The 13,975-nt window shown below is 60.2% G+C and carries 16 protein-coding genes; 7 read left to right on the top strand and 9 right to left on the bottom strand.

From position 1 onward, the window contains the following. The first annotated feature begins 31 nt into the window (after positions 1–31). The gene (locus tag HH303_RS07325; RefSeq protein ID WP_227421618.1) at positions 32–742 is read left to right on the top strand and encodes a DUF1194 domain-containing protein; all 711 of its coding nucleotides are present in this window, start codon (positions 32–34) and stop codon (positions 740–742) included. Between the two features lie 19 nt (positions 743–761). Here the strand turns inward: HH303_RS07325 and HH303_RS07320 are convergent, their stop codons facing one another. The 4 genes from HH303_RS07320 to pspA all read right to left on the bottom strand — a co-directional run bounded on the left by HH303_RS07320 (position 762) and on the right by pspA (position 4,007). After that, a complete protein-coding gene (locus tag HH303_RS07320) occupies positions 762–2,321 on the bottom strand; it encodes a replicative DNA helicase (RefSeq protein WP_227421617.1) in 1,560 nt (519 codons plus the stop codon). A 151-nt stretch (positions 2,322–2,472) separates the two neighbouring features. Further along, on the bottom strand, positions 2,473–2,994 hold the full coding sequence (locus tag HH303_RS07315; RefSeq protein WP_169624575.1) for a PspC domain-containing protein: 522 nt from the start codon (positions 2,992–2,994) through the stop codon (positions 2,473–2,475). Positions 2,995–3,007: 13 nt separating this feature from the next. Beyond that, positions 3,008–3,241: an envelope stress response membrane protein PspB gene (locus tag HH303_RS07310; protein WP_169624574.1), complete on the bottom strand. Its 234-nt coding sequence runs from the start codon at positions 3,239–3,241 to the stop codon at positions 3,008–3,010. Between the two features lie 106 nt (positions 3,242–3,347). Next, the gene (pspA, locus tag HH303_RS07305; protein WP_169624573.1) at positions 3,348–4,007 is read right to left on the bottom strand and encodes a phage shock protein PspA; all 660 of its coding nucleotides are present in this window, start codon (positions 4,005–4,007) and stop codon (positions 3,348–3,350) included. A 179-nt stretch (positions 4,008–4,186) separates the two neighbouring features. Here pspA and HH303_RS07300 point away from each other — a divergent pair, with 179 nt between their 5' ends. Then, the gene (locus tag HH303_RS07300; RefSeq protein ID WP_169624572.1) at positions 4,187–5,152 is read left to right on the top strand and encodes a sigma 54-interacting transcriptional regulator; all 966 of its coding nucleotides are present in this window, start codon (positions 4,187–4,189) and stop codon (positions 5,150–5,152) included. Between the two features lie 6 nt (positions 5,153–5,158). Here the strand turns inward: HH303_RS07300 and HH303_RS07295 are convergent, their stop codons facing one another. The 5 genes from HH303_RS07295 to HH303_RS07275 all read right to left on the bottom strand — a co-directional run bounded on the left by HH303_RS07295 (position 5,159) and on the right by HH303_RS07275 (position 9,427). Continuing rightward, complete coding sequence (locus HH303_RS07295; RefSeq protein WP_169624571.1) at positions 5,159–5,926, bottom strand: response regulator; 768 nt, start codon at positions 5,924–5,926, stop codon at positions 5,159–5,161. Between the two features lie 216 nt (positions 5,927–6,142). Further along, the gene (rplI, locus tag HH303_RS07290; protein WP_169624570.1) at positions 6,143–6,760 is read right to left on the bottom strand and encodes a 50S ribosomal protein L9; all 618 of its coding nucleotides are present in this window, start codon (positions 6,758–6,760) and stop codon (positions 6,143–6,145) included. A 12-nt stretch (positions 6,761–6,772) separates the two neighbouring features. Then, on the bottom strand, positions 6,773–7,006 hold the full coding sequence (gene rpsR / locus HH303_RS07285) for a 30S ribosomal protein S18 (protein WP_455011041.1): 234 nt from the start codon (positions 7,004–7,006) through the stop codon (positions 6,773–6,775). A gap of 8 nt (positions 7,007–7,014) precedes the next feature. Beyond that, on the bottom strand, positions 7,015–7,482 hold the full coding sequence (gene rpsF / locus HH303_RS07280; RefSeq protein WP_169624568.1) for a 30S ribosomal protein S6: 468 nt from the start codon (positions 7,480–7,482) through the stop codon (positions 7,015–7,017). 268 nt (positions 7,483–7,750) lie between these two features. Beyond that, complete coding sequence (locus HH303_RS07275; RefSeq protein ID WP_169624567.1) at positions 7,751–9,427, bottom strand: sensor histidine kinase; 1,677 nt, start codon at positions 9,425–9,427, stop codon at positions 7,751–7,753. A gap of 297 nt (positions 9,428–9,724) precedes the next feature. Here HH303_RS07275 and HH303_RS07270 point away from each other — a divergent pair, with 297 nt between their 5' ends. The 5 genes from HH303_RS07270 to fabF all read left to right on the top strand — a co-directional run bounded on the left by HH303_RS07270 (position 9,725) and on the right by fabF (position 13,967). Then, positions 9,725–10,156, top strand: a complete 432-nt coding sequence (locus tag HH303_RS07270; RefSeq protein WP_169624566.1) for a hypothetical protein — start codon at positions 9,725–9,727, stop codon at positions 10,154–10,156. A 189-nt stretch (positions 10,157–10,345) separates the two neighbouring features. After that, positions 10,346–11,287 carry an ACP S-malonyltransferase gene (gene fabD / locus HH303_RS07265; protein WP_169624565.1) on the top strand — a complete coding sequence of 314 codons (942 nt, stop codon included), beginning with the start codon at positions 10,346–10,348 and terminating at the stop codon, positions 11,285–11,287. Between the two features lie 36 nt (positions 11,288–11,323). Beyond that, positions 11,324–12,064 carry a 3-oxoacyl-[acyl-carrier-protein] reductase gene (fabG, locus tag HH303_RS07260; protein WP_169624564.1) on the top strand — a complete coding sequence of 247 codons (741 nt, stop codon included), beginning with the start codon at positions 11,324–11,326 and terminating at the stop codon, positions 12,062–12,064. A 202-nt stretch (positions 12,065–12,266) separates the two neighbouring features. After that, positions 12,267–12,500, top strand: coding sequence for an acyl carrier protein (locus tag HH303_RS07255; protein ID WP_169624563.1), 234 nt, complete (start codon positions 12,267–12,269; stop codon positions 12,498–12,500). A 204-nt stretch (positions 12,501–12,704) separates the two neighbouring features. After that, complete coding sequence (gene fabF, locus HH303_RS07250) at positions 12,705–13,967, top strand: beta-ketoacyl-ACP synthase II (protein WP_169624562.1); 1,263 nt, start codon at positions 12,705–12,707, stop codon at positions 13,965–13,967. Positions 13,968–13,975: the final 8 nt, after the last annotated feature.

The raw sequence follows: 13,975 nt of genomic DNA, 5'->3' as shown, positions 1-13,975 counted from the left end.
GCAACGGCGAAGACGTCCAAGGGGAAAAGTAATGAGCGACCGAAAGACGACCCGCGCGATCCTGCCCGTTCTGGCTTGCCTGTTGACCGGCTTGTTCGGTGGTCTTGCGATGCCGATGAAGGCACGGGCCTGCTCTTTGGCGCTGTCTCTTGGACTCGATACGTCGTCCAGCGTCGATTCGAAGGAATATCGGAAACAGACGGACGGGTTGGCGGCGGCATTGGTCGATCCGGACGTGATTGCGACGATCCTGGGGAGTGGCGGGATCTACCTGACCGCGTTCGAATGGAGCGGCCGAACGCAGCATGTGCTGCAATTGGATTGGACATGGCTCAACAGCGAGGAAGCGATCCGCACCGCCGCGACCCGGCTGCGCAATTCCGTCCGGCAATATATCGAATTCCCGACCGCTATCGGCTATGCGCTGGGCTTCGCGGCCATTCATTTCCAGCAATTGCCGCAAACCTGCCTGCGGCGTGTCGTCGATATTTCCGGCGACGGCGTTAACAATGAAGGCTTTTCGCCCGTCATCGCCTACCGAGCCTTCGACTATTCGGACATCACGGTGAACGGGCTGGTCATCAAGGGATCGGAACCGGACCCGGAACCCTATTACCGCGAAAAGCTGGTCAACGGCCCCGGCGCCTTCGTCGAGGTGGCGGACGATTACGACGATTTCCAGCGCGCGATGAAGCGCAAGCTGCTGCGCGAAATCCGCGGCGGCGCGGTGGTGATGCGCTGACGCCCCGTTAGGCGAGACGTTATTGGAATCCTTCCCCACCGTGTTGGCGGTCCAAGTCGTCAAACAGGGTTAGTTCACCGTTGAAGAATAGTTCCACGATGCCGACCGGCCCGTGTCGCTGTTTGGCGATGACCAATTCCGCGACGTTGCGCTTTTCGACAAGCGCCTGTTCGTGGCGCAGGCGGCGCTCCTCGAATTTCTCCGGGGATTCATTGGGGCGCTGTTCCGGGAATTCCTTTTCCAGATAGTATTCGGGACGATAGACGAAGGACACGACGTCCGCGTCCTGTTCGATGGAGCCGGATTCACGCAAGTCGGAAAGCTGCGGGCGCTTGTCTTCGCGGTTTTCGACCTGTCGCGACAACTGCGACAGGGCCAGCACCGGGACGTTCAATTCCTTGGCCAATGTCTTGAGGCCTCGGGTGATTTCGGACACTTCCTGCACGCGGTTGTCGATGCGCTTATCCGGCGGTCCCTGGAGGAGCTGCAGGTAATCGACAATGATCAGATGCAGGCCGTGCTGACGCTGCACCCGGCGCGCCCGCTGACGCAGGCCGGTGATCGTCAGGGCCGGGGTGTCGTCGATATAAAGCGGGATGCGGCTCAATTCCTGGCTGGCGACGACGATGCGTTCGAATTCTTCCGTCTGGATATCGCCGCGCCGGATGCGGTCGGAAGCGACGCCGGAGCAGGTGGAGATCAAACGGCCCGCCAACTGTTCCGCGCTCATTTCCAGGCTGAAGAACAGGACGACGCCGCCTTCTTCAATTTCCTTGCCGTCTTCGGTGACGATCTTCTTGTAGGCGGAGGCGGCGTTGTAGGCGATGTTGGTTGCCAGTGCCGTCTTCCCCATCGCCGGGCGTCCGGCGAGGATCAGCAAATCCGACCCGTGCAAACCGCCCAAACGCTCGTCGACATCCCGGAACCCGGTGGTGATCCCGACGACATGGCTATCGCGCTTGAACGCCTGTTCCGCCATCAACAGCGCCTGCTTGGCCGCCGTGTCGATGCTTTTGACCATCTGGTCCAGATTGCCGGTCGAGGCCAGATTGTAGAGCCGCTGTTCGGCCTTTTCGATCTGCTTGTCGGCGGTGAAGTCCAGGTCGTGGCTGTCATAGGCGTCCGTGACGACTTCCTCGCCCAGGCCGATCAGTTCCCGCTTCAGATACAGGTCGTGGATGGTCTTGGCATATTCGCCGCTGTTCAGAACGGTGACGACGTTGGTCGCGAGTTCGTACAGATAGGCCGTGCCGCCCGCTTCGCGCAGCAACTCATCGCTTTCCGCGATATGGCTCAGCGTCGCCGGGCTGGCGACTTGCCCCTTGTCGATCAGCGTCTTGATATGGCCGTAGAGCCGCTGGTGTTCCGGCACATAGAAATGCGACGGGGCCAACAGGTCCGCCGCCGCCTCGATCGCGCGGTTGTTGCGCAGAATGGCGCCGATCAGCGCCTGTTCCACTTCGGCGTTATGCGGTGGCTGGCGAAAGGGTTTCGCCGTTCCGTCCTGACCGTTTTGCTTGTCTGTGTGCAGGGGGCGAATATTGCTCGCGCCGGCACCGTCGGCTGTATCGTTCATCATCGTCGGAGCATAGACCGAGTCGAATTGGAAAGCATGTAGATCAGTTGTGAACGCGGGCTGTGAGTCATGGGGATATCGGGGGTGAAAACAAAAAGCCCTCTCCCATTCGGGAGAGGGCGAGGCGGATCAGGGAGGTATGGGAGACGGGCGATCAGATTTCCTTGAGCCGTTTGTTCAACGTGTAATCGCCGGAGGTCACATGCGCTTCCATATCGGCGGCGCGTTCTTCCAGATCCTTGAACTTCCGGCGCAGGGATTCGAAGCGCAGGTTCTGCGGCAAACCGGCATCCACCGCACCGTCGGGGCCGCCCGGCGACGGCGGACCGTCGGGGGTGGGGGCTTGCGCCGTGGCGGTCTCGGTCGGGCCGGCGGCCGCAGGTCCTTCAGCCATGAAATCCGTGCGGCGTTCCAGCAGGACGATGCCCAGAATATAGAGGAGGATGGCAACCGGCGCGTTCATGATCAGAAGGATGATCAGCGCGGCGCGCACGGCCCAGGGCCGCATCCCCGCCGTTTCCGCGATCCCGGCGCAAACACCGGCGATCTTTCCACGATCCGGATTGCGGTGCAGGCGTTTGAAGAAGCGATGCAGCTTTTCGCCAAAGGCATGCGGCTTGCCGTCGCCGGTGTTAAAGGGGTGGGAGCCATGGGACTTTCGATACTTGCACGTCATGGGGGCAGTCCTTTTAGAGCCGTTGCGAGCGCTGGGACGGCGTGTCGTCGATGACCGCTTCCAGCGAATTCAGGCGGCGTTCCAATTTGTCCGCGATGCGCCACAGCGCTTCCATGTCCTCGCGGGACGCCTGGGCCTGTCGTTTTTGTTCACGCCATTTTGTGACGTAGTGGAAGAGCAGCCATAGCGGCAGCACGAGACCCACCAAAATGACCGTGGGTACGAAGAAGACGATCCAGAGGTCCATGCTGCCTGCCACCGCTCTCTAATGTCGTTTCCGTTCGGGCCGCCTTTTGGGAAGGCGGCCCCGTTCGTTGAATACTATGCCCGATCCTTAGGGTGTCAGGGCAAGGTTACTTTTTCATTTTGGCCTTCAGGGAGGCCAGTTCGTCGGCGATTTCCTCTTCGGCTTCCAGATCGGCGAAGGCCGTGGCGAGGTCTTCCTTCTTCCCTAGATCGTAACCCTCGGCCTCTGATTCCAGGTCATCGATGCGACGTTCCAAACTTTCGTAGCGGGAAAGCGCGTCATCGACCCGCCCGTCATAGAGCGTGCGCCGCATCTGAACCCGATTTTGGGCGGAGGTGGTGCGGATTTCGATGGCTTTGCGACGGGCCTTTGCTTCGTCCAGCTTGCTTTGCAGGCGGGCGAGATCGTCGTCGTATTTCGCCAGGCTTTCTTCGATCGCCGCCATTTCGCGGGTCAGCGTGTCGATATGCTCCCCCAACCGCTTCTTCGCCAGCAGGGCGGCTTTTGCCAAGTCTTCCCGTTCACGGCTGAGCGCGAATTCGGCCTTCTTGCCCCATTCCTTGCGGTCGGCCTCGGCCTCGTCCAGACGGCGGGAAATCGTCTTCTTGTCGGCGATCAACCGCACCGCGGCGGACCGGACTTCCACCAGGGTGTCTTCCATTTCCTGGATCATCAAACGCGCCATCTTTTCAGGGTCTTCCGCACGGTCCAGCAGTGCGTTGACATTGGCATTCAAAATATCGGTCATGCGGGAAAAGATACCCATAAGAGACCACTCCTACCTGTTATGTCGTCAATGACAGAGACCGCCATGGCCCCGTTCCGATCCCATATTGGCAAGGGGCGTGCCAATTTATGTTTTGTTTAAAATCAATAACTTAGAAGTTTCTGGTATTCAGATATATCGATAGTGATATATTGAAAACGATATGATATATATCGATTATGGATAGAAAAGACAGCATTATCGGATCCGATCCGGCCTTCGTCGCCATTCTTGATCACGTATCGGAACTGGCGAAGTTGAACCGTCCCGTCCTGGTATTGGGGGAGCGTGGGTCGGGCAAGGAAATGGTATCGGCCCGACTGCATTATCTGTCGGCGCGCTGGGACCGCCCCTATGTCCCGGTGAACTGCGCCGCCTTTTCCGAGAGCCTGTTGGACAGTGAATTGTTCGGGCACGAGGCCGGGGCCTTCACCGGGGCGCAGCGCCTGCGCAAGGGGCTGTTCGAACGCGCCGACGGCGGCAGTCTGATGCTCGACGAGGTTGGCCTCGCCGGAGCCACGGTGCAGGAAAAGCTGCTGCGTGCCGTGGAATACGGTGAGTTTTCCCGGCTTGGCGGCAATCAGTCCCTGTCGGCGGATGTCCGGCTGATCGCGGCAACGAATGAGGACCTGCGCAAGGCCGTGGACGAAGGACGGTTTCGCGCGGATTTGCTCGACCGATTGACGTTCGACGTCGTCGCCGTGCCGCCATTGCGGGATCGGCCGCTGGATATTCCGGTGCTGGCGGAATATTTCGCGCGAGGCATGGTGCGGGAACTCGGCTGGCCGCATTTTCCGGGGTTCAGCCGGTCGGCCGAACGGGAATTGGAGGAATATCGATGGCCGGGCAATGTTCGGGAATTACGCAACGTCGTCGAACGGTCGGTGTTTCGGCACGCCGATGCGGAAACCGCGGTCGACAGGATTGTTTTCGATGTCTTTCCCGGCCAGACGGTTGTTCCGCCGGTGGAAGCGGACGGGGATGACGCATCGGGCGGTTTCGACGACCGTGTCGCGGCACTGGAGGAAAGCCTGATCCGGGATGCGCTGGCGGCGGCGGACGGAAACCAAGCCCAGGCAGCCCGGGCGCTTGACCTCGACTATCTGCGCTTTCGGCGCGTGGCAAAGAAACGCGGTCTGCTGTAACAGCGGCTATTGTGCCTTGCTCTTCAGATAAAGCGATAACGCGTCGTAACTGGCGGGCAGTTCGCGCGTGATGTGGTCTACGGCTTCGGCGAAATCCGCATCGGATTTCGCCAGTTCCGCCTCCTTGGTGAATTGGCGCAGGGCGATTAGTCCGACATTGGCGCACATGCCGACCAGATAGTGGGCCTCTTTGGCGCGTGCGGCGTCGGTTTCCGCATTCTTCAACTTCGGCAGCGCGTCACGGACCTCGTCCAGGGCACGCTTTACGAGGGCTTGAAGCCGATCCGCCGGCATTGCCTGCGAAAGCCCATCCAGCATGCCGATGTCGAGACGCTGTAAAACATCGGGGGGCGGTTCCTCGGGGTCGGACAGCCCATCCACCTTTTTCCCGGCAATGTCCTTAAGAAGCGTTTCCAGCTTATTCCAATTCACCGGCTTTGTGACGACGGCGTTCATCCCGCTGGCGAGATAAACTTCGCGCTGTTCGGGGGAAACATAAGCGGTGATCCCGATGATTGGGATTTCGACGCCCTTGCTGCGGATGATACGCGTGGCTTCCGCGCCGTCCATGCGCGGCATTTGCACATCCATCAGGATCACGTCGAAGCCCTCTCGGACCACGGCATCGACCGCATCCTTCCCATCGGCGGCTTCGGAAACGCGGCAGCCGAAGCCGACCAGCAGTTCCTTGGAGACAAGTCGGTTGATGCCGACATCGTCCACGATAAGGACATGAAGCTTGGACGGAACAGAGGGGGGGGGTGGATCATTCATTGTCGCTTCCTGACCCGCCGCCCCGAAAGATGGAGGACTGAAGCGTTACGATGGCTTGCCGCGGCGCTTCGGTTGACGGCGGATTCAGCTACTAGATCAGTGGTTGCGGCGCGATGCAATCCTTGTGGTGTTCGTCCCACGCGAATTCACATGAGAAAAGGGCGCGGAACCGTGCGGTTCCGCGCCCTTCCAAACCGTTCCGGTTGGCGAAGCGTCTTACGCGTCGTCGTCCGAACCTTCCGATTCCTCGGCCAGTTCAGCCGCCGCGGCAGCCACTTCGGCGGCCTGACGTTCGGCTTCTTCGGCCATGTCGCGGGCGGCGCGTTCGGCTTCGGTCACAACGGCATCTTCGCCGCGGGCGTGACGTTCGGCCTGTGCCTCCGCTTCTTCCAGGGACTGCGCGACGTTGATTTCCACCGCCACGAAAACTTCCGGGTGAAGCTGAACGCGGAAGGTGGAAATGCCGACGGTCTTCACCGGGCGGTCCATGACCACCTGGTTGCGGCCGATCGTGATGCCTTTTTCGGCGATCGCGTCGGCGATGTCGCGGGCATTGACCGACCCGTAGAGCTGTCCGGTGTCGGACGCGGCACGGATCAGGGCGACCTGAAGGCCTTCCAGATCCTGGGCGACGCGTTCGGCTTCTGATTTGCGCTCGAGGTTACGGGCTTCCAGTTCGGCGCGTTGTGCTTCGAAGCGTTTGCGGTTCGCGTCGGTCGCACGGACGGCCTTGCCTTTCGGCAGCAGGAAATTACGCGCGAAACCCGGCTTCACGACGACTTCGTCGCCCATCTGGCCGAGCTTTTCGACGCGTTCGAGAAGAATGATCTGCATGACGTTTCCCCCTTAGCGAATGACGTAGGGGATGAGGCCGAGGAAACGGGCGCGTTTGATGGCCTGGGCCAGGGCACGCTGTTTCTTCGCGCTCACCGCGGTGATGCGGGACGGCACGATCTTGCCGCGCTCGGAAATGAAGCGCTGCAGGGTCTTGATGTCCTTGTAGTCGATCTCAGGCGCATTCGGGCCAGAGAACGGGCAGGTTTTCTTGCGGCGGAAAAAGGGCCGACGAGCAGGACGCATAGCCATGATTAGTCCTCCGATTCTTCGTTATGGTCGCGGCGGTCGCCACGGTCACGACGCGGACCGCGATCGCCGCCCCGGTCACCGCGGTCACCACGATCACCGCGTTCGCCACGGCCACCCCGGTCGCCACGGTCTCCCCGATCGCGTTCGTCGCGACGGGCCAGAACCACGGACGGTTCTTCCGGCAGGGTTTCGGTGCGGACGGTCATGTAACGCAGGACGTCGTCGTGCAGGCGGAAACGGCGTTCCATTTCGGCAACGGCCTCGGCCTTCGCGTCGAAGTTCAACAGGACGTAGTGGCCCTTGCGGTTCTTTTTGATCCGGAAGGCGAGGCTGCGCAGGCCCCAATATTCGCGGCGCGAGATCTTGCCGCCGTCTTCGGCCAGGATTTCCTGGGCCATGTCGACGATGCCATCCACCTGGGCGGACGAAACGTCTTGCCGTGCGATGAGCACGGTTTCATAGAAAGCCATAGATGTCACTCCCTCTGGCTGTTTCACGGTCCGGCGCAGTGGTCGATCGGACAGGGCATTCACGCCCCGCCGCCGACTCTGCCGCCCGGCCCTAGCCGCTTTCTCATCGGGTCAAAACCCGCGTAGAAACCGGCAAGGAGTTAACGCCCGAACCGGCACAGCCGATCCAGGACCGGCGGCTTATAGGGGAGGGGTATTCGAAATGCAAGTGTTTCCCTGCGAAAGACCGGAATTTCCACAGATCGGGCGATCCGCGCGGGAGCCGATGTTACGCGGGGCGGCTGGCCGGGGCCGTCGGCCAATAGGTTTTGATGACCGCGCCGCGCCCCGGTTCACTCTCGAATTCGACCCGACCGCCGCATGCCTGGACAAGGCGCACGACGATGGACAGGCCCAGGCCGGTACCCGCCGCTTCCCGCCGTACATGCGGGGTATGCGCATGGATGAAGGGTTGGCCGACCATATCCAGGGTTTCCGGGTCGAAGCCGCACCCATTGTCGGACACCTCGACGATCAGGTCGGTATTGGACCCTTCGGCCCGTGCCTTGATCCAAACCGTCGTTCCCTTGCCGCTATGTTTCACCGAATTGGCGATGAGGTTCAGCAGGACCTGATGAAAGGCGCGGCGGTCCGCAAAAATACGCGGAAGGTCCGACGGCGCGTCGATTTCTATTTTGGATTCGTTCTTCGCGGCGCTGTCCTTCATCAGGCGCCGGACCGCTTCGATCAGCTCTTTCGGCTCAAGATACTCCGCATGCATGCCGTAGGCGCCTTGCTCGATCTTCGCGATGTCCAGAATTTCGTCGATCAGCGACACCAGATGCGTGCAGCTTTCGTGAATGCTTTTCAGATAATCGGTCAGCCGGTTCGGATCGTTTCGAAACGCCTCGATATACATCAGGGCTTCGCTCATCCCTTGAATCGCGTTCAGCGGCGTGCGCAATTCATGGCTCATGGACGCCAGGAAGTCGGATTTCGCACGGTTCGCACGATTGGCCTCGTCGCGGCTTTGCGCGAGGGCCAGTTCGCCCAATTTTTGTCGGGTTATATCCCGGCCGATCCCGCGGTAGCCTAGAAATTCTCCGTTGTCGCCATAGGCCGGTTTGCCGCTGATCGAAAGATACGCGCTGGATCCGTCGGGTTTCTGCCGTGCATAAATGAAATCCCGGAACGGTCGGCGCATTTCCATGTCTTCATCCAAAGACGTCAGCGCCTTCATGTCGGCATGGGCCACCCCCAATTCGTTGCGCTTCTTCCCCAGCATGCTTGCCGAGGATATGCCGGTGACATGATCGAACTTTTCCGAAAAATAGGAATAGCGCAGTTCCGCGTCCTTTTCCCAATACCAATCGGAACTGATATCGACGAAATCGCGGAAGCGCCGTTCGCTGCTGCGCAATGTGGCGAGAACTTCCTGGCGCTTCATTTCGGAGGCAACGCGCGTACCGATCAGCTCCAGAACCGCCTTATAGAGTTCCGGATTTTCGATAGGTTTGCGATCCAGAATGCAGACCAGTCCTTCCGGTTCGTCGGTTTCGGTCGTCAGGGGGACGCCGATGTAACTCTGTGCGCCGACCTCTGCGAGTATTTCGTAGTCCGGGTACAGCGGCTGCAGGCCGCTCGGCACGATATAAGGTTTGCCATGCACGACGTTTCGGCAGGGCGACGGGGCGCCTTCATAAGAGAAGTTCGGCACGAATTCGCGGTCGACAATCGCGGCCACCGTCCGGAACACCAGCGGTTCCACCGAGGCGATCTCGTCGCATAGGACATGCGCGACATCCAGCGTTTCGGAAATGAAGCGAACCACCGCCGCGTAAAACTGTGCTTCCGGGATACGCCAGCTGTCCCGCGCCACGAAATTGAAGGTACGATCCAATAGCGCGCGTTCGTCTTTGGAAAAAGCACTCCAGTTCACGGGATCGTTCGAGGAAGCTTTGGACACGGGCCACCGCTCCGAGTTGAAATAACCTAGATATGTTATGGCGCTACTATAGTGGGGCGTCGATGATAAGGGAAATCCTTATGCAGTTCCTGAACCTGCTTACGATGTTCCGAATCATGAGTCGGAGCTGGTTGGAATAATGCCTTTTTCGATTCTCGGCGGAAAGTTAATACAGAAAAATAAGGTAAAAGAGGAAAAGGAAACATAAAAAATATTTAGAAAATAAATAACCAGTGAATTTTTATTTGAATGACGCTGCGAATCGCCCGATTCTCTCTATCAACAAGGAGAGACGAGATGACCGACCCGCAGCGGATGAAAGAGATGATGACGCAGATGATCGCCCAAGAGGTGCGGCGTCTTGCGGAAGAAGCCGATTTGGTCGTTTTCACGCTCTATGATCCGGCGGAACCGGAAAACCCGATCGACTACCAGTTGATCGACCGGGCCGACGTCGGGATGGTCGAACTCGATATGGATTTCGATTTCGAAGGGGTGGGTCTCTGGTACCTCTGCTCCCGAAACGGCGATGCGTTTTCGGCCAAGAAAATCCTGATTCAGATTCGCAACGGTCGTTTCGTCCATGGCCAAGTCGGTGATTTCGAAGGGTTCTGGGACGAATTCCCGCAATATGTCGCCGAAGATAAATGGGTCCATTCCGCGCTGCTGAAGGGCGGCGCCAACGACGACGGATCGATTCCCCCGTCTTTCGCCGCGGCCGCCGAATAACCGGTGTTGCATTGAGTTTTCACCCTGGCAGGTGAACGCCCCGGCCGATATGCGCCGGGGCGTTTTCGTTTGTGCCGCGGCGCTGTCTGCATTCAGCGCCGAAACTTGACTCCGGTCTCGATGGGGCTATGACTGCGATCGATATCGAAAGCCCGCAAACGGGGCCGTTTACGAGGGGGAGTTGAAGTCATGGCACGCGCGTTCGTGTTTCCCGGTCAGGGAAGTCAGGCGATCGGAATGGGCGGTGATCTGGCGGAGGCCTTTCCGGTCGCCCGCGAAGTCTTCGAAGAAGTCGATGACGCATTGGGACAAAGCCTGTTCCGTCTGATGCAGGACGGGCCGGAAGGCGACCTGACCCTTACCGAAAATGCGCAACCGGCCCTGATGGCGGTCAGCATCGCGGCAATGCGGGTGATCGAGGCGGAGTCCGGTAAGACGATTGCCGACTTGGTGGACTGCGTCGCCGGGCACAGCCTGGGAGAATATTCGGCGCTGGCAGCGGCGCGCGGCATCGAACTCGCCGATACGGCGCGGTTGCTGAAGCTGCGTGGCAAGGCGATGCAGGCGGCGGTGCCGGTTGGGGAGGGTGCGATGGCCGCCCTGCTGGGGCTGGATTTGGAAGCGGCGGAAGCCGTTGCCGCCGAAGCGGCCCAAGGTGACGTCTGTGCGGCGGCGAATGACAATGCGCCCGGTCAGGTTGTGATTTCCGGCAGCAAGGCCGCCGTCGAACGGGCGTTGGAAATTGCCAAGGAAAAAGGCGCGAAGCGCGCCGTGCTGCTGCCCGTATCCGCGCCGTTCCATTGTGAATTGATGGCCCCGGCGGCGGATGCGATGGGGCGGGCATTGGCGGAAACGGTCATCCAGCCGCCCGCCGTGCCGTTGATTGCCAATATCACGGCGGCGCGCACCGTTGATCCGGAAACCATTCGTCGCCAATTGGTGGAACAGGTTTGCGGCCGGGTGCGCTGGCGCGAAAGCGTGCTGACGATGAAGGATCTGGGGATCGATACGCTGGTCGAATTGGGCGCCGGGAAGGTTTTGTCCGGGTTGGCGAAGCGAATCGACAAGGAAATGTCCGGCGTTGCGGTCAATGGACCGGCCGATGTCGAAGCGTTCCTGAATACGCTTTAATCCCCGACATACCGAATAGTAGGGAAAGGAAACATTATGTTCGATCTGACGGGCAAGGCGGCGCTGGTAACCGGCGCCACGGGTGGTATCGGCGGCGAGATCGCCAAGGCGCTGCATGCGGCGGGGGCGACGGTCGGCCTCAGCGGTACCCGCGCGGGTGTCCTGGAGGAGTTGGCCGCGGAACTGGGCGGTGAGCGAGTCCATGTCCTGCCGGCCAATCTGGGCGATGCGGACGGTCCCGATGGGCTTGCGAAGGCCGCCGAAGAGGCGATGGGCGCGGTCGATATTCTGGTCAACAATGCCGGACTGACCCGCGATAACCTTGCCATGCGCATGAAGGATGAGGAATGGGATCAGGTGATCGCGGTCAACCTGACCGCCGCGTTCCGTCTGTCGCGGGCCTGTCTGCGCGGCATGATGAAACGCCGTTTCGGACGGATCATCGGCGTCACCTCCATCGTCGGTGTCACGGGAAATCCCGGTCAGGCGAACTATGCCGCGTCCAAGGCCGGCATGATCGGCATGTCCAAATCTCTGGCTCAGGAAGTGGCGAGCCGGGGCATTACCGTGAATTGCGTGGCGCCGGGTTTCATCGAAACCGCGATGACCGACGCGTTGACGGACGATCAGAAGGCGAAATTGATGCCGGCTATTCCGGCGGGACGTATGGGCAAGCCGGAAGAAATCGCCGCCGCGGCGCTGTATCTGGCATCCGACGAAGCGGCCTATGTTACGGGGCAGACGTTGCATGTGAATGGCGGAATGGCCATGATCTGAGCGCCGTTGCGCCGGATTTCTCTTGGATGTCGGACCGACTCCGGGCATTTGGACGTGTCTCCCTTTGGTGAAAGCTAAAGGCTGGTCTCGCCAGATGAAGTGTGATAGGCAGGCGCCGTCGCGCTGGAGAAAGGCGCAAAACTAGGGTTTAAACAGTGGACGGCCGGTCTCCCTGGCCGCGACAAGCAAGGGAAAGATAGAAATGAGCGACGTTGCGGAACGCGTGAAAAGCATCGTGGTCGAACACCTGGGTGTTGACGCCGATAAGGTCACGGACAATGCCAGCTTCATCGACGATCTGGGCGCCGACAGTCTCGATACGGTCGAACTGGTCATGGCCTTTGAAGAAGAATTCGGCTGCGAAATTCCGGACGATGCGGCGGAAAAAATCGCGACCGTGAAAGACGCGATCGATTTCATCGAAGCGAATCAGTAAGCGGTATAACGGCGTAGGGACGAGGTCCGCTTCGTCGGGTTTCCAAGTCGACCATGCCGACACCGAACTGAATTGTAATGGCGCCGGGCGGGTTCTCCGCCCGGCGTTGTTGCGATATCCTGGGAATCCGCTTCCTTTTACTCGTCCTGTTTTCGGGACCGGTTTCCGGGTAGTGTGTGAGATATCAAGTAAGGATGGGCCAGAATGAGACGTGTCGTCGTCACTGGATTGGGTGCCGTTACTCCGTTGGGGGTCGGCGTGGATCACGTGTGGAACCGTCTGCTGGACGGGGCTTCCGGTATTAAACTGATCGATAGTTTCGACGTATCGGACCTTCCGGCCAAGATTGCCGGGCTGGTTCCGGCGGGCACCTATGCCGACGGCGGATACGATCCGGAAGAATGGGTCGATAAAAAAGACCTGAAGAAGATGGACGTCTTCATCGCCTATGCCATGGCGGCGGCGAAGCAGGCGGTCGAGGATGCCGGCTGGCAGCCCGAGGATCAGGACGAGCGTGACCGCACCGGTGTGATGATTGGGTCCGGTATCGGTGGCCTTGGCGGAATTTCCGAAGGGTCCAAACTGTTGGCGGAACGGGGACCGCGCCGGTTGAGCCCGTTTTTCATTCCGGCCAACCTGATCAATCTGGCCAGCGGCTTCGTGTCCATCCAATACGGTTTCCGCGGCCCGAACCACGCGGTGGTCACGGCCTGCGCGACCGGAACGCATGCGATCGGCGACGCCGCGCGCCTGATCATGTTCGGCGATGCCGATGTCATGGTCGCGGGCGGCACGGAATCGGCGGTCTGTCGCATTGGTCTTGCCGGGTTCGCGGCGGCGCGCGCGCTGTCCACCAACTTTAACGAGACGCCGGAAAAAGCCTCGCGCCCCTGGGACAAGGACCGCGACGGCTTCGTCATGGGTGAAGGCGCCGGGATCGTCGTCCTGGAAGAACTGGAACATGCCAAGGCGCGCGGCGCGAAGATTTATGCCGAGGTGCTGGGCTACGGCCTGTCGGGCGATGCCTATCATATGACGGCGCCGTCCGAAGACGGATCGGGCGGGTTCCGCGCCATGGAAAACGCTTTCCGCAATGCCGGAATCGCCAAGGAAAAGATCGATTACGTCAATGCGCACGGCACCTCGACGCCGTTGGGCGACGAGATCGAACTCGGCGCGGTGAAGCGTCTGTTCGGCGATCACGCCTATAAGCTGGCCATGTCGTCGACGAAATCGGCGATCGGGCACCTGTTGGGGGCGGCCGGCGCGGTGGAGGCGATCTTCACGGTCAAGGCAATTCAGACGGGCGACCTGCCGCCGACGCTCAACCTCGACAATCCGTCGGAAGGCTGCGACATCAACCTCGTCGCGCATGAAGCCCAGCAGCGGAAGGTCGACTACGCGCTGTCGAACAGCTTCGGTTTCGGCGGCACGAATGCGAGCGTCATCTTCGGGCCGACCCCGTAAAACAGCAG

This window comes from Pacificispira spongiicola (genome assembly GCF_012926505.1).
Taxonomy (GTDB): Bacteria; Pseudomonadota; Alphaproteobacteria; order UBA8366; family Aestuariispiraceae; genus Pacificispira; species Pacificispira spongiicola.
This window is presented reverse-complemented; position numbering and strand designations above follow the sequence as displayed.

Bases quoted from the DNA above. Each gene is read 5' to 3' on its own strand.
- HH303_RS07270 (WP_169624566.1), top strand. From the start codon at position 9,725: ATGACCGACCCGCAGCGGATGAAAGAGATGATGACGCAGATGATCGCC.
- HH303_RS07255 (WP_169624563.1), top strand. From the start codon at position 12,267: ATGAGCGACGTTGCGGAACGCGTGAAAAGCATCGTGGTCGAACACCTG.
- HH303_RS07295 (WP_169624571.1), bottom strand. From the start codon at position 5,926: ATGAATGATCCACCCCCCCCCTCTGTTCCGTCCAAGCTTCATGTCCTT.
- HH303_RS07325 (WP_227421618.1), top strand. From the start codon at position 32: ATGAGCGACCGAAAGACGACCCGCGCGATCCTGCCCGTTCTGGCTTGC.
- HH303_RS07300 (WP_169624572.1), top strand. From the start codon at position 4,187: ATGGATAGAAAAGACAGCATTATCGGATCCGATCCGGCCTTCGTCGCC.
- rpsF (WP_169624568.1), bottom strand. From the start codon at position 7,482: ATGGCTTTCTATGAAACCGTGCTCATCGCACGGCAAGACGTTTCGTCC.
- pspA (WP_169624573.1), bottom strand. From the start codon at position 4,007: ATGGGTATCTTTTCCCGCATGACCGATATTTTGAATGCCAATGTCAAC.
- fabG (WP_169624564.1), top strand. From the start codon at position 11,324: ATGTTCGATCTGACGGGCAAGGCGGCGCTGGTAACCGGCGCCACGGGT.
- fabF (WP_169624562.1), top strand. From the start codon at position 12,705: ATGAGACGTGTCGTCGTCACTGGATTGGGTGCCGTTACTCCGTTGGGG.
- HH303_RS07320 (WP_227421617.1), bottom strand. From the start codon at position 2,321: ATGATGAACGATACAGCCGACGGTGCCGGCGCGAGCAATATTCGCCCC.
- HH303_RS07315 (WP_169624575.1), bottom strand. From the start codon at position 2,994: ATGACGTGCAAGTATCGAAAGTCCCATGGCTCCCACCCCTTTAACACC.
- fabD (WP_169624565.1), top strand. From the start codon at position 10,346: ATGGCACGCGCGTTCGTGTTTCCCGGTCAGGGAAGTCAGGCGATCGGA.
- HH303_RS07310 (WP_169624574.1), bottom strand. From the start codon at position 3,241: ATGGACCTCTGGATCGTCTTCTTCGTACCCACGGTCATTTTGGTGGGT.
- rplI (WP_169624570.1), bottom strand. From the start codon at position 6,760: ATGCAGATCATTCTTCTCGAACGCGTCGAAAAGCTCGGCCAGATGGGC.
- rpsR (WP_455011041.1), bottom strand. From the start codon at position 7,006: ATGCGTCCTGCTCGTCGGCCCTTTTTCCGCCGCAAGAAAACCTGCCCG.